Genomic DNA, 18,746 nt, shown 5'->3' with positions numbered 1-18,746 from the left:
GCGGCCGGGGTGGTCGACGCCGGCGGCCAGGGCGTGGTCGCGGTGCTGGTCGCGCTGGTCGCGGTGGTGCGCGAGCAGCCGGCGGCGCTGGTGGCCGCCGCGCGGGCGCGCGAGCTGCCCGCGCCGGAGCTGTCGATGTACACCTCCCGGGAGTCGGGGTCCGACCAGTTCGCCTACGAGGTCATGTACCTCCTGGAGGACGTGGCCGAGAACGGGTCGGACCCGGTGGCCAAGCTGCGCGACACGCTCGTCGGACTGGGGGACTGTGTCTCGGTGGTCGGCGACGGGGTCGGGCTGTGGACCGTGCACGTGCACTGCAACGACATCGGCGCGGCCATCGAGGTGGGCGTCGAGACCGGGCGTCCCCGGCAGATCCGGGTGGCCAGGTTCGCCGACGCGCCGTCGGCCGAGTCGACCCGGTTCGTCCGGGACCGGGCCGTGGTCGTGCCGGTGCGCGCCCCCGAGCTGGGTGACCTCCTGGCCGGCGAGGGCGTGACCGTCGTGCCCGTCGACGGGGACGAGACCACGTTCCGGCTGGTCGACGCCATCACCGCGACCGGGGCCGCGCACGTGACCGTGCTGCCCGCGGGGGCCGGTCTGGTCGAGGCCGCCGACGAGGCCTCGATCAGGGCCGTGGCCGCTGGTCAGGACGTCGTCGTGGTGCCGTGTGCCTCGCCGGTGCAGGTGCTGGCCGCGGTGGCCGTGCACGACCCGCGCCGCCGCGCCGGCGACGACGTGGTGGCCATGGCCGAGGCCGCGGCGGCCACCAGACGGGGTGAGGTCGTGGTCGCGGCGCAGGACGGCATCACCTGGGTCGGCGCGTGCTCGGCCGGGGACGTGCTCGGGTTCGCCGACGGAGAGGTCGTGCTGATCGAGCCGGGCCCACCACGGGTGGACGCCCTGGACCGGGCCGCGTGCGGGGTGGTCGCGCGGCTGCTGGGCGCGGGCGGCGAGCTGGTCACCGTGCTGCTCGGGGCGGGCGCCCCGGAGGACCTGGCCGACGAGCTGACCGACTACCTGCGCCGTGAGCACCCGGCCGCCGAGGTCGTGGTCTACGACGGCGGCCAGCCGGACGCGGTGGTGATCATCGGTGTCGAGTAGCTCACCACCCGACGGCGCCGTCGACCCGCTCGCGTAACAGGTCGGCGTGGCCGAGGTGGCGGGCGTACTCGGCGATCATCTTGAGCAGCACCCACCGCAGCGAGAACCGCTCACCGGTCTGGATCCGGGTGCCGGTGTCCTCCGGCGAGGCCCCGGCGACGATCTCCCGGGAACGCGCCACCTGCGCCCGCCAGACCGCGACCGCCTCGTCGAAGTCGCCGTCCAGGCTGGTGAAGTCCTGGTCGGGGTCGTCGTCACGGTAGTAGAGCAGCTCGGTGTCGTCGCCGGCGAACTGCAGGTGCAGCCACCAGCGCTCCACCCCGGCCAGGTGCCTGACCAGGCCGTGCAGCGTCAGCGTGGAGGGCGGCACCAGCGGCTCGGAGTGCTCGCGGCCGGGGATGCCGGCGCACTTGAGCGCCAGGGTCTCGCGCTGGAAGTCGAGGTAGGCCGACAGCAGGGTGGCCTCGTCGCCGAGCGGGGGTGGGTCGGGCCGGCTCGGCTCGGCGAGCTTGGGCGGGAAGTGGGACTCGGGCATGGGCGAGAGCTTCATGCCTGGAGCGTTCCACCGGGGTCCGACAGTTTTCTTCGGCGAGAGTCGGGGTGGGTCGCCGGGACTGTCGGGGCGGCGCGACATAATCGCGGGCGATGGCCTCCCTGGACGACAAGCTCGAGCTGGCGGTGGGCGCCAAGACCGCCAAGGCGCTGGCCGGTGCCCTCGATCTGCACACTGTCAACGATCTCGTGCACTACTACCCCCGCCGGTACGCCGAGCGCGGCGAGCTGACCAACATCGCCGGGCTCGAGCTCGGCGAGCACGCCACGGTGCTCGCCAAGGTGAAGACGATCAACGAGCGGCGCATGCGCCAGCGCCGAGGCTGGATCCTCGAGGTCGTCATCACCGACGGCTCGCGCACGCTGAACTGCACCTTCTTCAACCTGCGCCAACACTCGGTGAAGCTGGCGCCGGGAGTGAGCGCGCTGTTCGCCGGCAAGGTGTCGATCTACCAGAACAAGCTGCAGCTCACCAACCCCGAGTACCAGCCGATCGAGGAGGACACGCCGACCGAGCCCACCCTGGACACCACCACCGAGCCCGCCGCCGAGCCCACCACGGTCGACTCCGCCATCGACGAGTTCCTCGGCCTCATCCCGGTCTACCCGGCCGCGGCCAAGGTGCAGTCCTGGCAGATCGCCAAGTGCGTCCAACAGACCCTCGGCCTGCTCGACGCCATCGAGGACCCGATGCCCGAGCGGCTGCGCGCGGGCAAGCTGACCTACGACGAGGCCATCCGCGCCATCCACTCCGCCAAGGACTGGCCGGGGGTGAGCGCCGCCCGCTCCCGGCTCAAGTGGGGCGAGGCGCTCGCCGTGCAGCTCGCGCTCGCCCAGCGGCGCAGCGCGGCCACCGCGCGGCCCGCGCCGGCCTGCCAGCGCCGCGACGACGGCATCCGGGCCGCCTTCGACGAGCGCCTGCCGTTCCAGCTGACCGCCGGTCAGCAGGAGGTCGGCGAGTCCATCGCCGACGACCTGGCCCTGCCCCATCCGATGAACCGGCTGCTGCAGGGCGAGGTCGGCAGCGGCAAGACCATCGTGGCGCTGCGCGCGATGCTGCAGGTGGTCGACGCCGGCCGGCAGGCGGCGCTGCTCGCGCCCACCGAGGTGCTCGCCGCCCAGCACGCCCGCTCACTGGCCAGGATGCTCGGCGACCTCGCCCAGGCGGGCGAGCTGGGCGGGGCCGAGCAGGCCACCCGGATCGCGCTGCTCACCGGCTCGCTCACCACCGCCCAGCGCAAGCAGGCGATGCTCGACGTGGTCAGCGGCGCGGCGGGCATCGTCGTCGGCACGCACGCGCTCATCCAGGACAAGGTCTCCTTCGCCGACCTCGGACTGGTCGTGGTCGACGAACAGCACCGGTTCGGCGTCGAGCAACGGGACGCGCTGCGGACGAGGGCCGGCGAACACGCCAGCCCCCACGTGCTGGTCATGACCGCCACCCCGATCCCGCGCACGGTCGCCATGACCGTCTACGGCGACCTGGAGACCTCCTCGCTGCGTGAGCTGCCGGCCGGCCGCTCGCCGATCAGCACCACCGTGGTGCCGGTGGCCGAGAAACCGGCCTGGCTCAACCGCACCTGGCAGCGACTGCGCGAGGAGGTCGCCGCCGGCCATCAGGCCTATGTGGTCTGTCCGCGCATCGGCGAGACCGACGAGGCGGCCGAACTCGAGGCGCTGGAGAAGGACGACGGCACCGGCCGCCGGCCGCCGGTGGCCGTGCTGGACGTGGCCGCCGAGCTGGCCGGCGGCCCGCTTTCTGGGCTGCGCCTGGAGATCCTGCACGGCCGGCTGCCCGCCGACGAGAAGGACGCGGTGATGCGCGCGTTCGCCGCCGGCGAGGTCGACGTGCTGGTGGCGACCACGGTGGTCGAGGTCGGGGTGGACGTGCCGAACGCGACCGCCATGGTGATCATGGACGCCGACCGGTTCGGCGTCAGCCAGCTCCACCAGCTGCGCGGCCGGGTCGGCCGGGGCGCGGCGGCCGGGGTGTGCCTGCTGGTGTCCGAGGCGTTGTCCGGCACCGCGACCCGCGACCGGCTAGACGCCGTGGCGTCCACACTGGACGGATTCGAGCTTGCCCAGGTCGACCTGGAGATGCGCCGCGAGGGCGACATCCTCGGCGCGACCCAGTCCGGCAAGCAGTCCCAGCTCCGGCTGCTGTCGCTGCTGCGCGACGCCGAGGTGATCGCGCAGGCACGCGAGGTCGCACAGGGACTGGTCGCGGAGTCCCCGACGCTCGAGGAGTACCCGGGTCTGGCGCGGATGGTCTCCAGCCTGGTCGGCGATTCCCGGGCGGAGTACCTGGAGAAGGTCTGAGTCCACTCAGGACATGCAGCGGCGGACATGAAGCGGCGCCCGCACCGAACCGGTGCGGGCGCCGCTGTGCTGCTGAGCTACTTCCCGTTGACGTGCGAGCGAACCGAGTTGCCCGACTGCGGCTTTGGCTGGTTCTCCCGCGGCGCGGGCGCCTTGTCCTCGGCCGCCGGGACCGGCGCCGGCTCGGGACTGACCGCCGCGCCGACCTCCGCACCCATCGCCTTGCCGAAATGCCGGCGGGCCTCGCCGAGAATCGCGTACGTGGCGCTCACCTGCTCGGACACCCGACGCTCGAAGTCGTCGGCCCGCCGGGTGCGGTCGTTGGCCTCGGCCAACCGCTGCTCGGCGTCCTCGATGATCTTCGCGGCCCGGATCTTCGCGTTGGCCTGCTGCTCGGTGAGCTCCTTCTCGATCCGGTTGCGGCGCTCGGTGATCTCCTTGTCGCTGGCCTGACTCCTGGCCTCGGCGTCGGCGACGGTCTTGTCCGCCTGCTGCTGGGCCATGGTCTCCAGCTCGCCGAGGTGCTTCTCGGCCGCCGTGCGCTTGTCGGCCAGCGCCTTGTCGGACTCCTCGGTCCGGCGCCGGGCGTCCTCGATAATCTTGGACGCCTGGGTCTGCGCGGCCGCCTCGCGTTGGGCGAGGACCTGCTCGGCCTCGTCCAGATCGGCGTTCCACGCCTCGCGCAGCGTGGCCACCTCACGCTCGGCGTCGGCGACGATCTTGGCCGCCCGGTCCTTGGCCACCCCGGCGCGCTCGGCCAGCTCCCGCTCGAGCTCGGCGCGTTGGGCCTGGATGCCGAGCTCGGCTTCCTGTTCGAGCGAGACCCGCTTGGCGGCGGCCTTCTCGTCGAGCAGTTCGCGCTGCTTGGCCGCTTCGCCGTCGCGCTGGTCGCGCCGCTGGCGGGCGGCGGCGTCGAGCTGGGCGATGCGTTCCTCGTTGGCCTTGGTCGCCCGCTCCGCCTCGACCCTGGCGTCGGCCATCAGCTGGTCGTGCTCGGCGGACGCGCGGGCCCGCAGTGCCTCGTACTCGGTCTCGAGGGTCGCGTGGTTCTTCGCGTACTCCTCTTCGAGCGCCTTGCGGCGGCGGGCCAGCTCGGCGGTGGTCGCCTCGTGCTTGGCCTTCTGCTCCTTGGCGAACTCGGCCACCTCGGCGCGCACACCGGCGGAGTACTCGTCTGCTGCGGTCTTGGTGGACGACACGTAGGCGTCCGCGTTGTCGCGCAGTTTGGTCGAGTGGTCGTCGGCTTCCTTGCGCACACCAGCGGAGTACTTGTCCGCCGACTCCCGGGTGCTCGAGGCGTGTGCGTCGGCCTTCGCTCTGGTCGAGTGGCTGTACTCGTCGGCGTCGGCTCTCGTGGTCTGGTCGTAGTTGTCCGCGTCGCGCTTGAACTCCGCGATCTCCTCTTCGGCCAGCTGCCACATGAGCCGCTGCCGCTCGGACATCGCCTCGTTGCTGGTCGGGTTCGAGGTGATGCGGTTGAGTTGGGCCTTCGCGTCGATCAGCTGCTGCTGGGCGCTGCCGAGCGCCTTGGTCAGCTCAGCGACCTTCGTGACGGCCTCGTCGCGGCTCTTCTGGACGTGACCCAGGTCGAAGGTCAGGCGAGTGACTCTCTCGTTGACCTGGCGCTGGTTGTAGCCGCGGAGCACGGTGTCGAATCGAGGGACTCGGCTGTTTGCGTCGGAATCGCCAGCAGGCATTGCCCCACTTTAGAGGGTACCTCAAGGGGTGAACATCGGTGGCCGCACAAAACCCCCGAAGCGGCCATCTCACCGCCCGAAACGGTGAGATGGCCGCCTCCCCCTGGCGGTCACCGCACGGACTGTGGTACCCCGTGCCGTGCCTCGATCGAGTGATCATCTTGCGGCGGAAAGGCCGGCGGGAATTCCGTGCCGTCGTCCTGGCGAATTCGGCCTGGCCACCAGTTCGCCCGCCCCAGCAGTGCCATCAGCGACGGCAGCACGAGTACCCGGATCACCATCGCGTCCACGAACACCGCGACCGCGAGCCCGACACCCATCTGCTTCATCTCGCTCATGCTCAGCGTCGCGAAGATGGCGAACACCGACACCATCACCATCGCGGCGCTGGTGACCACCCCGGCCGAGCGCGTGATCCCGTACGCCACCGCGTCCTTGGTCGACAGGCCTGCCCGCGCGGCCTCGCGGATCCGGCTCACCACGAACACGTGGTAGTCCATGGACAGTCCGAACAGGACGGCGAACAGGAACAGGGGGATCCACGCGACGATGGCGCCGTTGGAATGGAATCCCAGGATCCCCTCCGCCCAGGAGTTCTGGAACACGAGTACGAGCGTGCCGAAGGCGACCCCGGTGGATAGCGAGTTCAGCAACAGCGCGGTCAGCGCGATCGCGATCGAGCGGAACGTGGCGAACATGATGACGAACGTCAGCAGCAACACGAACCCGATCACCCACGGCATGCGTTCCCGCAACAGACCGGTCGAGTCGACATCGCGTGCGATCTCACCGCCGACCGCGTGTTCGCTGCCCGGGATCGGGCCGATGTTCGCCGGCACGAGATCACCCCGGAGTTTCTCCAGCGACGCGCTCGCCCCCTCGGTGCCCGGCGGCTGGGTGGTCGGCACGTCCAGCATGGTCACCCGCTGGTCGGCCGACACCTGGATCCTCGGCGGCGCGACGCTGGCGAACAGCGGGTCGTTCCTGGTCCGCGCGTAGAGCGTGTCGAGCGCGGCCCGCACCTGGCCGGCCTGTCCCGGTTCGGCGCGCACGGCCACCACGTGGTTGACGCCCTCGCCCGGGTAGGCGTCGGTCAGCCGGTCGTAGGCCTGCATCACCGGGATGCTGCGCGGCAGGTCGTCCTCGCCGCTGTTCTTGAGCTTCAGGTCGAGGGTGGGCAGGGCGAGCGCACCGAGCGCGGCGAGCGTGACCACCAGGGTCACCAACGGGTAGCGCAGGGCCGGGCGCAGCAGCTTGGGCCACACCCTCGGCGGGCCGGATCGGTTGGTCAGCCGCCACAACAGCGGCACGCGCGGGCGGTCGACGAACCGGCCGAGCTTGGCCAGCAGCGCCGGCAGCACGGTCAGCGAGCCGAGCACGGCAACCGCCACCACGATGATCGACCCGGTGGCGAGCGAGGCGAAGACCGCGTCGCTGGTCAGGTAGAGCCCGGCCATGGACACCATCACGGCGAACCCGGACACCACGACCGCGTGCCCCGACGTGGCCGCCGCGATCTCCACCGCCCGCACGTGTGGGTTGCCGCGGTGGCGTTCCTCGCGTTCTCGCTTGAGGTAGAACAACGAGTAGTCCACGCCGACCGCCATGCCCATCAGCAGGATGACGCTGGAGATGGTGTCGACGGACGGGACCACGAGGGAGGCGACCGAGGAGAGCCCGAACGCCGCGCCGACCGCGGACATCGCGAGCAGCACCGGCACGCCGGCGGCGATGATGGCGCCGAAGGCGATCAGCATGATCACCAGGGTCACCGGCAGGCTGATGAACTCGGCCTTGGTCAGGTCCTCGCCGACCCGGTCCATGATGCCCTGATCGATCGACTCGCCGCCGACCTGCTCCACCCGCAGACCGGGGTGATCCCGTTGCAGTCCGGCGGTTTCGTCGAGCAACGCGCCGACGTTGTCGCTCTCCTCGCCGTAGTCGGTCGCCATGGTCACCGGGACCAGCAGTGCCTGCCCGTCCGGTGCGGACACCGGCTCGCCGACCTCGCCGACCTCGGGCAGCGCGAGCATCCGCTGCCTGGTGTCGGCCGCCGCCGCGGCCGCCGCGCGCTGGTCGAGCTGCCCGGACCTGGCGGTGATGAGGACGTTCTCCTCGGCCGGGTCGTCGAAGTCGCCCGCGTTGATGATGGCCGTCGCCCGGCCGGACTCCCCGGTGGCCATGTCCTCGTCGGTGGCGTCCCTGGTCCCCACCCAGGAGCCGGCCGCGAGGCAGACCGCGACGAACACGACCCATAACCCGATCGCGCGCCACGGATGCGTCGCACTCCATCTCGCGACCCGTACCGTCGTTGGTTGCTTGCCCACTGTCCGCCCTTTCCCCTTGCCTGACAACGTGTTCATGCTCTCGGGGTGCGGGGGTGGGAGGCACGGGTGTGTTCCCCCGGACCGGGGGTGGGGTTAGCCCTACCGGGTACCTGGCAAATGGTGAACCTTGCTCGTGTCTTCGTGAACGACTAACGACATGAGTATGAATCCGCGCACCGGGAAACAGCTGGTCACCAAGGTCGGGGTCGCTCTCCTGCTCGCCACGGCGGTCGCCGTGCCGGCCGAGGCCGCCGCCGAGGAGTCCGACTACATAGTGGTGCTGTCCGACACGAGTGGACAGCGGGCGGTGCCGGCACAGGCGACCGCGATCGCCGACCGGTTCGACAGCACCGTCGACCACACCTATACCGCCGCGTTGCGCGGTTTCTCGTTGTCGTTGACCGCCGACGAGGCCGCCGCGCTCGCCCGCGAACCGGGGATCGCGGAGGTCGTCGCGGACGAGCCGGTCCGGGCACTCGGCGAGCAGCTCAACCCGCCGTCCTGGGGGCTGGACCGGATCGACCAGCGCACGCCGCCGCTGGACGGGGTGTACCGGTACCCGAACACGGCCTCGAGCGTGCACGCGTACGTGATCGACACCGGGGTCGCCCCGCACCCGGACTTCGGCACCCGGCTGCTGCCGGGGATCGACATCGTCGACGGCGACGACGACCCGGTGGACGGCAACGGGCACGGCACGTTCATCGCCGGGATCATCGGCGGCGAGCTCTACGGCGTGGCCAAGGAGATCAGCATCGTGCCGGTGCGGGTGCTCGACGACGCCGGCTCTGGCTCGGTCGCGGACGTGATCGCCGGGATCGACTGGGTGGCCGCGAACGCCGTCGGGCCCGCGGTGGCGAACATGAGCCTCGGCGGGAGCGCCAACGCGGCGCTGGACACGGCCGTGCGGAACACGATCGCCGCCGGTGTCCCGTTCACCGTGCCGGCCGGCAGCTCGGCCACCGACGCGTCTGGCTTCTCCCCGGCGCGGGTGACCGAGGCGCTGACGATCGGGTCCATGGGTGGCGAGTGCGCCGCGCCGCAGTCCAACCACGGGCCGGTGCTGGACATGTACGCGCCAGGGCAGAACATCACCGGCCCGTGGCCGGGCGGCGGCCAGCAGACGATCTCCGGGTCGTCCTTCGCCGCGGCGCACGTGGCCGGGGTGGTCGGCATGTACCTGCACGCGCACCCCACCGCGGACGCCGCGACCGCCTCGACCGCCGTGGTCGCGGCGGCGACCGAGGGCGTGCTGTGCAACGTGCCGCCGAACACGCCGAACCGGTTGCTCTACGCCGGCGTGTAGACCATCACCTGGGACGATGCTCCCGGTTGGCGGGATCGGGCAAGTAGAGTCGCCTGGACGTTCCCCTCGGCCAGGAGGTTCGCCCATGTTCAGCAAGGTCCTCGTCGCCAACCGGGGTGAGATCGCGATCCGCGCGTTCCGTGCCGGCTATGAGCTCGGTGCCGGCACGGTCGCGGTCTTCCCCCACGAGGACCGCGGCTCGCTGCACCGGATGAAGGCCGACGAGGCCTACGAGATCGGTGAGCCGGGGCATCCGGTCCGCGCCTACCTCTCCGTCGAGGAGATCATCAAGGCCGCGCGGCGGGCGGGCGCGGACGCGGTGTACCCGGGCTACGGCTTCCTGTCGGAGAACCCGGAGCTGGCCAGGGCCTGCGAGCAGGCCGGCATCGTGTTCGTCGGCCCGTCGGCCGACATCCTGGAGCTGACCGGCAACAAGGCCCGCGCGGTGGCCGCCGCGCGGGAGGCCGGGCTGCCGGTACTGCGCTCGTCGGCGCCGTCCTCGGACATCGACGAGCTGGTCACCGCGGGCGGCGAGCTGGGGTTCCCGCTGTTCGTCAAGGCGGTCGCCGGTGGCGGGGGCCGGGGGATGCGGCGGGTGCTGGTGGCCTCGGCCCTGCGCGAGTCGGCCGAGGCGGCCATGCGGGAGGCCGAGTCCGCCTTCGGCGACCCGACGGTGTTCCTGGAGCAGGCCGTGGTGGCGCCCCGGCACATCGAGGTGCAGATCCTGGCCGACGGCACTGGCGAGCCGGGCGGGGTGATCCACCTGTTCGAGCGCGACTGCTCGGTGCAGCGCCGCCACCAGAAGGTCATCGAGATCGCGCCGGCGCCCAACCTCGACCCGGCGCTGCGCGAGCGCATCTGCGCCGACGCGGTCGCCTTCGCCAGGCACATTAACTACCGCAACGCGGGCACCGTCGAGTTCCTGCTCGACGCCGCCGGCCAGCACGTGTTCATCGAGATGAACCCGAGGATCCAGGTCGAGCACACGGTCACCGAGGAGGTCACCGACGTCGACCTGGTGCAGTCGCAGATGCGCATCGCCGCCGGGGAGACCCTCGCAGACCTCGGCCTCGCGCAGGAGGAGATCCGGCTGCGCGGCGCGGCCCTGCAGTGCCGGATCACCACCGAGGACCCGGCCAACGGCTTCCGCCCGGACACCGGCGTGATCAGCCACTACCGCTCGCCGGGCGGCGCTGGCATCCGGCTCGACGGCGGCACCTCCTCCTCCGGCACGGTGATCAGCGCGCACTTCGACTCGATGCTGGTGAAGCTGTCCTGCCGTGGCCGGAACTTCACCGCGGCGGTGGCCAGGGCCCGGCGCGCGGTGGCCGAGTTCCGCATCCGCGGCGTGGCCACGAACATCCCGTTCCTGCAGGCGGTCCTGGACGACGGGGACTTCATCGCCGGCAACGTCACCACCGCGTTCATCGAGGACCGGCCCTACCTGCTCACCGCGCGCCAGCCGGCCGACCGGGGGACCAGGCTGCTGACCTACCTGGTCGACGTCACGGTCAACAAGCCGCACGGCGAGCGCCCGGAGGTGATCGACCCGCTGGAGAAGCTGCCGGCGGTCGAGCCGGGCACGCCGCCGGCCGGGTCCAAGCAGCGGCTCACCGAGCTCGGGCCGGCGGGGTTCGCGCGCTGGCTGCGCGAGTCGACCTCGGTCGGGGTCACCGACACGACCTTCCGGGACGCGCACCAGTCGCTGCTCGCCACCAGGGTGCGCACCAAGGACCTGCTCAACGTCGCGCCGCACGTGGCCGCGCTGACCCCGGAGCTGCTCTCGGTGGAGTGCTGGGGCGGCGCGACCTACGACGTCGCGCTGCGGTTCCTGGCCGAGGACCCGTGGGAGCGGCTGGCGGCGTTGCGGGCGGCGATGCCGAACCTGTGCCTGCAGATGCTGCTGCGCGGGCGCAATACCGTTGGCTACACGCCGTATCCGGCGGAGGTGACCACCGCGTTCGTGCAGGAGGCGGCGGCCACCGGGATCGACATCTTCCGGATCTTCGACGCGCTCAACGACGTCGAGCAGATGCGCCCGGCGATCGACGCGGTACTGGAGACCGGCACGGCCGTGGCCGAGGTCGCGTTGTGTTACACGGCGGACCTCTCCGACCCGGCCGAGCGGCTGTACACATTGGACTACTACCTGAAGCTGGCCGAACAGATCGTCGGCGCGGGCGCGCAGGTGCTGTGCGTGAAGGACATGGCGGGCCTGCTGCGCCCGCCGGCCGCCCACCGGCTGGTCACCGCGCTGCGCAAGGAGTTCGACCTGCCGGTCCACCTGCACACCCACGACACCGCGGGCGGGCAGCTCGCGACCTACCTGGCGGCGATCCAGGCCGGGGTGGACGCGGTGGACGGCGCCAGCGCGTCGATGGCCGGGACGACCTCGCAGCCGTCGCTGTCGGCGATCGTCGCGGCGACCGACCACGGCCCCCGCGAGACCGGGCTCGACCTGCGGGCGGTGTGCGACCTCGAGCCGTACTGGGAGATCGTGCGCAAGGTGTACGCGCCGTTCGAGGCCGGGTTGCCGGGGCCGAGCGGTCGGGTCTACACCCACGAGATCCCCGGCGGTCAGCTGTCGAACCTGCGCACCCAGGCGGCGGCACTCGGGCTCGCGGACCGGTTCGAGGAGATCGAGGCGACCTACGCGGCCGCGGACCGGATGCTCGGCCGGCTGATCAAGGTGACCCCGTCGTCCAAGGTGGTCGGTGACCTGGCGCTGCACCTGGTCGGCGCCGGCGTCGACCCGGCCGAGTTCGAGGCCGACCCCGGCCGGTTCGACGTGCCGGCGTCGGTGATCGGCTTCCTGCGCGGTGATCTCGGCGACCCGGCCGGCGGCTGGCCGGAACCCTTCCGCGGCAAGGCGCTGCGCGGCCGGGCCGACCCGAAACCGGTGGCCGCACTGAGCGACGAGGACCGTGCCGGCCTGGCCGACGATCGGCGGGCGACACTGAACCGATTGCTGTTCCCGGAGCCGGCCAAGGAGTTCCTGGTCCATCGGGAACAGTTCTCGGACACCAGTGTGTTGGCCAGCAAGGACTTCTTCTACGGCCTGCGCCCGAGGATCGAGTACCCGGTCGACCTGGAGCGCGGCGTCCGGCTGCTGATCGAGCTGGAGGCGATCGGCGAGGCCGACGAGCGGGGGATGCGCAACGTCATGGCGAACCTGAACGGCCAGCTGCGCACGATCCAGGTGCGGGACCGGTCGGTGGCCTCGGACCTGCCGGTGGCCGAGCGGGCCGACCGGTCCAACCAGGGCCATGTCGCCGCGCCGTTCGCCGGCGTGGTGACCCTGGTGGTCGCCGAGGGCGACCAGGTGGAAACCGGCGCGACGGTAGCCACGATCGAGGCGATGAAGATGGAGGCCGCGATCACCGCGCCGAAGGCCGGCACGGTCGAGCGAGTAGCCATCGGCGCAGTAGCCCAGGTCGAGGGCGGCGACCTCCTGGTCGTCCTCAGCTGATGCGCTGAACATTTCGGGGCAGTTGACCCATGTCGCACTGGCGGGTGTTCGTGCGGAGGCTGCTCGCCGAGGGCCTGTGCGCGGAGCTGACATCTGAGTTGGCAGTCAGCTATGTCGGCGTGCTCTCAGCTACGTCGTAGCTCGGCGAGCAGGTGGTCCGCTGCTGTCCGCGCCGGCTCCGACAACGGTGTTGGCGCACCGCGACGGGTGGCGACGCGGATCGCGTTCGCGCACTGCAACAGTTTCGTGAGCCTGCCGGAACGGGTCTCCAGGTCGGCGGTGAACTCCCGGTGGACCCGCTCGGCGACCCGAGGGTCAGGAAGCGCTGACTGCCACAGGCACGCGGCATCATGGCCACGTGGGGCCGCACCCCAGTCTTCCCAGTCGATCAGGTGCCCCTCGGCGGTCAGGTTGCTCCAGTGCACGTCCGTGTGCGCGGTGGCCCACTCGTCCACGGTCGTGTCCACATCGCCGAACACCTCGGTAATCCTCTTGGTGAGGTGAGCCTGACTCATCCCCACCCGTTCAGTCGGGTGCGCCCCCAACGCGGCGAGCGAGTTCCGGAGGCCGGTCCACCACGAGTCCGGCAGGGTTGCCGCTGTGGTGAGGTCACCCACAACGGGGACAGTGATCAACTCGATCTCGTCTGTTCGCCACACCACGTCCCGGTCCTGGTCGCTCCAGGTGGCGCTCTGGAACCACTCGGGTTTCTTGACCCCACGGATCGTTGCCGCCGCTTCGAGTCCGATCCATCCGGCGCTGTTGATGCGCCACCGCTGACGGCGTTCCACCCTGACCCAGGTGCCGCGATCGGTGCGGAACCCCTCGGTGGCGCCGTGAATGCCGTAGACGACCGATTCTCGATCGAGACGAACCGCCAGGTTCCGTTCAACACGGTCCAACACGTCGGAGTGCGGGTTCACGCGAACGTCGAACACGGGAGATGGCGGCGTGGTGGTCACGCGCCCAATGATGCCAGTTACCGACCGGTGGGCCGGGACTTCACGGAACCTGCCCCGTTGGCCGCGTTGGGTGGTTAGTCTGGCGCCGGTAAGTGATCCGGTGTGCACATCCAGTGCGCGGGCTTGGGGGCCTGATGACCGACGGATTTCACGTGAAGCTGGCCGCGATCGACCTGTTCATCCAGACGCTCAACCAGGCGATCAGCGAATACAAGACGACCGAGCAGTACCTGGCGAACGGCGACTTCTCCACGGACGACGCAGCGAAGAAGCGGTTGACCGGAAGCTCCGAGCACTCGAGTGCCGCCGAGTTCACCGAGGCCTGCGGGTCTCTGGTGTCGAAATACGCTCAACTGTTCCATCAGTTCAACCGAGCGAACACAGCGGTCAGAAATCAGCTGGAAATTATGGCGAAGAACTTCACGGAGACGCGGTCCGCCTATGCGGACTCCGAGTCCGGGAGCCTGACCCGGTTCGAGGGCATCGCCGCGAACTTCTCGGCCGATCCGGACGGGGTGAGCCGATGACCCCGCCGGATCGGGGGGAGAGCCCACGCCGGCCGGAGAACGTCGAGTACCTCGCCAAGTCCGGGCTCGGCCAGGGGCGGCTCAGCGCCAATGCCGGCATTCTCGCGTCGTGGATCGAGTGGCTGCTCCACCCGGAGGAGCACGACTACGACAGAACCATCATCTACAACGATGAGAGGATCGAGAAGCCGCATCGCGAGTACATCATGAATCCCACCGGGGACGTGCACGCCGAACGTCCCTACGAGTCGGTCATCCAGGGCTACTACATATCCCAGTTCCTCGACGGGCTCGCGGCGGTGGCCATCCAGCAGGTCGAGCGACCGGACAGTCTGCTGAGCGCCGGTGCGGCCGGCCTGATGAACTTCCACTATTTCGGCGACAGTCACATCGACGCCCTGCAACAGAACTTTCCGACCGAGGACGAGTGGAGCGGTGATGCCCGGATCGCGGCGAACACGTTCTTCACCGAGTTCGCCACCGCCGCCAATCTGCTGAGCAAGATCGCCGAGGACTTCTCCGCCTGCGGTCCGCAGTATGCCGCGATCATCAAGGGGACGCGGGACAATCTGGACGCGGCCGCGAAGAACACCGCCGACGCGTTCCAGCACAAGTTCGACACCAGAGCCGGGTCCAGTATCAGTTTCGATTTCGTCGGTGTCGTCCTCGGTACGGTCGCCTCCGTCGCGTCCGCCTTCATGACTGGTGGTGCGGCCACCCCGCTCGTGTACACCTCCGCGACGGCACTGTGGGGTGCGCTGTTCTCGGCAACCACCACCGGCATCAAGGATGCCAAGGTGGACCACGAGACGAGATCTGTCAGCGGATTCTGGTGGAAGGAGCTCGCGCAGTCGCATCTGGATGTCCAGGAGGAGACGTTGACGGCGGCGACCGCGCAGCTCAACACCATCAACCAGAAACTGGATTCGCTGCTCGCGACCTTCAGCCACCCGTCGATTCAGGTCATCATCAACAAGTACGCGACGATGTCATGACCACGCGATACCGGCTCGCGGGTCTCCTCATCGCCGTGCTGGCGCTGGTCGGCTGTACGGCCGACCCTCCGCGTCAACCGGACCGGCGGGATGATCCGCCAGCATCGCGGTCCGCCGAGCCGCTGGCCGACCGGGACCGGACGGCCGTGCTGGCAGCCCTGCGTGAACTGGACATCTGCGAGTTGTTGCTCGCCGCGTCGGACGGGCTGGTCGCGCCGCCGCCGGGTACCGAGCCGAGCTTTGTGTTTCCGGCCAACTGCGTTCTCGGCACGGACTCGTCCGGGGTCACCACCATCGGTATCCAGATCCTCGATCTGTGGCCCCAGCCGATCGCGTACGACTCTGGCGAGCGTCGGCGGGCACTCGGCGGGGCGACGGCGTTCGTTGACGGCACCCAGCCGAACGAGTGCGTCGTCGACCTGCCGGTCAGCCCGACGACGTCGATCGAGGTGCGGGCCACCGACAGTGACGCGACGACAAGTCCGTGCGCACTCGCGGAGCCGGTCGCCGCGGCGGTCGCGGAGACGCTTGACGATCCCGGTCAAGTCCGGGCCGCCGCCCGCTGGGATCCCTGCGATGCGGTGCGCACCGCACACGGCGGACAACCTGACCAGTACGAGGAGGTGTCCGACCTCGCGATCTGTACGCACACGGCCAGCGGAACCACGTTCGCGTTCCGGTCCGGCAAGCCAGGTGCCTCGGGGAGCGAGGCACCAGGCGCCGAGCCATGGCGAGCCGAGAGGGTTGCCGGTGTGCGGGTGTGGTTCAGCGACAACCCGACGAAGGCCAGCTGTCACGCCCAATGGGAGGCCGGGCAACTCGGCTCGCCCTACTCGATCAGCGCGAGCGACGTTCTCGTGGCGGAGGTCGGCGCGAAGAGTTGTGCCGATGCCATGGCGCTGATCGAGCCGCTCGTCGGCGTGCTCGGTCAGCCGCCGCCGGACCAGGCACCGCAGCGCCCGGTGCTGTATCCGGCCTGATCGTCAACCCAGGGTGTGGCTCGGCGGCTGCTGCCCGCGCCGGCTTCGACAACGGCGTGGGCACACCGCGACGGGTGGCGACGCGGATCGCGTTCGCGCACGGATGCGGGTCAGTCGCGCATGGTGGTGGTGAGTGCGTGCCAGGCGGTCGGGGTGAGGACGAGTGTCCCGCCGTCGCGGTGTTTGGTGTCCCGGACGTGCACGGCGTCTGGAGTGGAACCGATCTCGACGCAGGCGCCACCAGCACCGTTGCTGAAGCTGGACTTACGCCAGGCGATCACGGGGTCATTCGTTCCTTCCATCGCTGGGCCTCTTCCTCGATGAGCGTGCGGCTTGCGTCCCTGGTGAGCGCGTCGGCGCGCATGGTCTCGAACAGTTCAGACAGCCTATCCGCCGTCCCGCCGTCCTCCAGGGTCTGGCCCACCAGTGGTCCCTCCAGGTAGACCACCGGCGGTGGTTGCTTGTTCTCGGCGATGATGAACGCGCCGCCCAGGCCGAGATGCGGCCGGTCAGATGAAATGATCTGGACGGTGATCTTGGGTCGGGTAGCTAGTTCAGCCAACTTGGCCAATTGGGCGTACATGACTTCAGGGCCACCGATATTGCGCTGTAGGACGTATTCATCGAGCACGACCCACATCCACAGCGGTGGATCGTTGCGATCAAGCACAGCCTGACGATCCATACGTGCTGAAACAAGCTCCGCGACGTCGTCGGCATCAATTCCCGGATATGCCATTGTCAGGACCCGTGCATAATCCTCGGTCTGAAACAGTCCGGGAATCAAGGTGTGCTCGAACCACTTGATGGTGGACGCCTCGGCCTCGTGGGGTGCGAACGGGCGGAAGCTGGCCGCCAGCGGCAGACCGCGCAGGCGTTCGTACATTCGTTCAAATATTCCGGGGAGGCCGAACGCCGTGTCCAGCACGGCGCACTGGTCGCGGGTGGGGAGACGGTAGCCGGACTCGAGGTTCTTGACCGTGGACAGGCTGTAGTTCATGGCGCAGGCCAGATCGTCCTGGGTCCAGGTCTTCTGTTCGCGTAGCGCGCGCATCTCGTTGCCGAAGACCCTGCGGTCGCTCTGGTCGGCACCGAAGGTCGGCATGGTCACGTGTCCTCTCGCGATAGTCACGGGCGGTGTGCCCGTGCCGTTGGCTGGTCACAACCACCCGTTGACGTAGTGCGCACACTACGTCACCCGATGCATTGTGTCCTGGCGCCCTGCGGGGACACCACAGGCACCTTTTCGAGACGACCGGACAGGACAAGTACATGAACGGGGAACTGATGGCCCTGACCGTCGATCGGTTGATCGCGCACGGGCTGACCGTCGTCCAGTGCGAGGACCGGAAAACGACATGGATGATCGAGACCCACGGCTGCGGGTGGGAGCTGGTCGTGTCCGACAGTGGTTCGGTCGAACTCGTGTACTGGCCGCGGGATCAAGCGAGCCGGGATCGGGAACGGCGAGCTGATCTGGCCGCGTTGTTGCTGACCGGGAAACCACGGGTCAACCGGCTACCGCCCGAGAATGTCTCGGCGGCGGAAATGGCGTGGATCGGGTTCTCACTCCGTGGAAACGGTTTTGACGTCGATATCCACGCCTACACCGACCCGATCGGGCTTGACTGTGTTCCGTCCATCGTGGTTCGGGTGGACACGTACGCCAAGGCCGTGGTGTACGTCGAGGAGGACGGCAGTTTGTTGTACTGCCGTGAATACGCCCCGGAACACGTCGTCTACGACCCGGTCAGCCAGCGGGCGTACTTCCCCGACCTGCCGGCGGTCGCCGATGCCATCGTGTCCACTGTGCTGCCCGCCATCACTGGTCAGAGCCTGGGTCGGCGCGGGCAGTGCAGCGAAGGGTCCCTTCGCTGCGCTGGACGCAGTGATGGGACCCTTCGCTGCGTTTGAGCCGGCGTGCGCTAACCCAGGGTGTGGCAGATGTTCTCCTGGGTGCCGGTGGCGATGGTCATGTGACGGGTGCCGTCGCTGTCCATGGTGATCTGGTGCAGGCCGTCGAGGCGGTAGTAGCCGCGCGGGTAGGTGTCGGTGGCGCGGAAGCCCATGCCGAACGGGCCGATGCCGGTGAACGACTTCATCGTCACGCCGTCGGGGTACAGCTCCACCCAGGCGTGGCCGGAGTTGTCCCTGACCGTCGACTCGCCGGTGGCCAGGTTCGTGAACCGGGTGATCAGTTTGCCCCGGTACTCCACCAGCTTCTCCGTGCCGTCGGGGTAGCGGGCGTCGACGCGGTATTCCTCCTCGTCCTCGATCGCCTGTACGTTCAGGTCGAAGTCGCAGGACCGGCCGGCGGGGGAGAGGAAGTCGGCGCTGCGGTAGGGCTGCCACGGCTCCGGGTCGGTCAGTGGCTCGGCCAGCGCCGTCGACCCGCCCGAGAGCACGCCGGCGGTCGCGACCGCCACCACGGCGGCAAGGATCAGTTTTCGTAAGCGCATCGTCGGCCCCTTCTCGCTAACCTGTAGACGGGATTCAAGTGGTTAGCATGGG

Annotated in this window: 15 protein-coding genes; 8 read left to right on the top strand and 7 right to left on the bottom strand. The window is 69.7% G+C overall.

Annotated features, from left to right (window positions below; genetic code table 11):
- Positions 1 to 1,101, top strand: a 1,101-nt coding sequence (locus tag ACYVIP_RS43305; RefSeq protein WP_460406947.1) for a DAK2 domain-containing protein, incomplete at its 5' end; no start/stop codon positions are given.
- A 1-nt stretch (position 1,102) separates the two neighbouring features.
- Here the strand turns inward: ACYVIP_RS43305 and ACYVIP_RS43300 are convergent.
- Entirely contained in the window at positions 1,103 to 1,651 is a 549-nt protein-coding gene (locus ACYVIP_RS43300) for a DinB family protein (RefSeq protein WP_460406946.1), read from the bottom strand.
- Positions 1,652 to 1,746: 95 nt separating this feature from the next.
- Between ACYVIP_RS43300 and recG the strand changes: the two genes are divergently transcribed.
- Positions 1,747 to 3,972: an ATP-dependent DNA helicase RecG gene (recG, locus tag ACYVIP_RS43295; protein ID WP_460406945.1), complete on the top strand. Its 2,226-nt coding sequence runs from the start codon at positions 1,747 to 1,749 to the stop codon at positions 3,970 to 3,972.
- A gap of 77 nt (positions 3,973 to 4,049) precedes the next feature.
- Here the strand turns inward: recG and ACYVIP_RS43290 are convergent, their stop codons facing one another.
- Together ACYVIP_RS43290 and ACYVIP_RS43285 are read right to left on the bottom strand one after the other, a co-directional pair.
- A complete protein-coding gene (locus ACYVIP_RS43290) occupies positions 4,050 to 5,669 on the bottom strand; it encodes a hypothetical protein (RefSeq protein ID WP_460406944.1) in 1,620 nt (539 codons plus the stop codon).
- Between the two features lie 110 nt (positions 5,670 to 5,779).
- Positions 5,780 to 7,918, bottom strand: coding sequence for an MMPL family transporter (locus tag ACYVIP_RS43285; RefSeq protein ID WP_460406943.1), 2,139 nt, complete (start codon positions 7,916 to 7,918; stop codon positions 5,780 to 5,782).
- 235 nt (positions 7,919 to 8,153) lie between these two features.
- Between ACYVIP_RS43285 and ACYVIP_RS43280 the strand changes: the two genes are divergently transcribed.
- Both ACYVIP_RS43280 and ACYVIP_RS43275 read left to right on the top strand, forming a co-directional pair.
- Positions 8,154 to 9,302 carry a S8 family peptidase gene (locus tag ACYVIP_RS43280; RefSeq protein ID WP_460406942.1) on the top strand — a complete coding sequence of 383 codons (1,149 nt, stop codon included), beginning with the start codon at positions 8,154 to 8,156 and terminating at the stop codon, positions 9,300 to 9,302.
- Positions 9,303 to 9,387: 85 nt separating this feature from the next.
- Complete coding sequence (locus tag ACYVIP_RS43275; protein ID WP_460406941.1) at positions 9,388 to 12,771, top strand: pyruvate carboxylase; 3,384 nt, start codon at positions 9,388 to 9,390, stop codon at positions 12,769 to 12,771.
- A 125-nt stretch (positions 12,772 to 12,896) separates the two neighbouring features.
- On the opposite strand, the gene ACYVIP_RS43270 is transcribed toward ACYVIP_RS43275, so the two are convergent.
- Positions 12,897 to 13,841, bottom strand: coding sequence for a hypothetical protein (locus ACYVIP_RS43270; RefSeq protein WP_460406940.1), 945 nt, complete (start codon positions 13,839 to 13,841; stop codon positions 12,897 to 12,899).
- Positions 13,842 to 13,867: 26 nt separating this feature from the next.
- Here ACYVIP_RS43270 and ACYVIP_RS43265 point away from each other — a divergent pair, with 26 nt between their 5' ends.
- From ACYVIP_RS43265 to ACYVIP_RS43255, 3 genes are read left to right on the top strand one after another with little or no spacing between them, the layout of a single operon-like run.
- The gene (locus tag ACYVIP_RS43265) at positions 13,868 to 14,260 is read left to right on the top strand and encodes a hypothetical protein (RefSeq protein ID WP_460406939.1); all 393 of its coding nucleotides are present in this window, start codon (positions 13,868 to 13,870) and stop codon (positions 14,258 to 14,260) included.
- Entirely contained in the window at positions 14,257 to 15,255 is a 999-nt protein-coding gene (locus ACYVIP_RS43260; protein ID WP_460406938.1) for a hypothetical protein, read from the top strand. Before ACYVIP_RS43265 ends, ACYVIP_RS43260 begins: the two co-directional genes overlap by 4 nt.
- Complete coding sequence (locus ACYVIP_RS43255) at positions 15,252 to 16,235, top strand: hypothetical protein (RefSeq protein WP_460406937.1); 984 nt, start codon at positions 15,252 to 15,254, stop codon at positions 16,233 to 16,235. Before ACYVIP_RS43260 ends, ACYVIP_RS43255 begins: the two co-directional genes overlap by 4 nt.
- Before the next feature lie 110 nt (positions 16,236 to 16,345).
- Here the strand turns inward: ACYVIP_RS43255 and ACYVIP_RS43250 are convergent, their stop codons facing one another.
- Positions 16,346 to 16,516 carry a DUF397 domain-containing protein gene (locus tag ACYVIP_RS43250; protein ID WP_460406936.1) on the bottom strand — a complete coding sequence of 57 codons (171 nt, stop codon included), beginning with the start codon at positions 16,514 to 16,516 and terminating at the stop codon, positions 16,346 to 16,348.
- Entirely contained in the window at positions 16,513 to 17,340 is an 828-nt protein-coding gene (locus ACYVIP_RS43245; RefSeq protein ID WP_460406950.1) for a helix-turn-helix domain-containing protein, read from the bottom strand. Before ACYVIP_RS43245 ends, ACYVIP_RS43250 begins: the two co-directional genes overlap by 4 nt.
- A gap of 182 nt (positions 17,341 to 17,522) precedes the next feature.
- Here ACYVIP_RS43245 and ACYVIP_RS43240 point away from each other — a divergent pair, with 182 nt between their 5' ends.
- Positions 17,523 to 18,149, top strand: coding sequence for a hypothetical protein (locus ACYVIP_RS43240; RefSeq protein WP_460406935.1), 627 nt, complete (start codon positions 17,523 to 17,525; stop codon positions 18,147 to 18,149).
- A gap of 11 nt (positions 18,150 to 18,160) precedes the next feature.
- On the opposite strand, the gene ACYVIP_RS43235 is transcribed toward ACYVIP_RS43240, so the two are convergent.
- Positions 18,161 to 18,694: a hypothetical protein gene (locus ACYVIP_RS43235; RefSeq protein ID WP_460406934.1), complete on the bottom strand. Its 534-nt coding sequence runs from the start codon at positions 18,692 to 18,694 to the stop codon at positions 18,161 to 18,163.
- Positions 18,695 to 18,746: the final 52 nt, after the last annotated feature.

It is taken from the genome of Actinophytocola sediminis, from assembly GCF_054779715.1.
The sequence above is the reverse complement of the archived record's forward strand: the minus strand, read 5'-3'. Positions and strand labels throughout refer to the sequence as shown.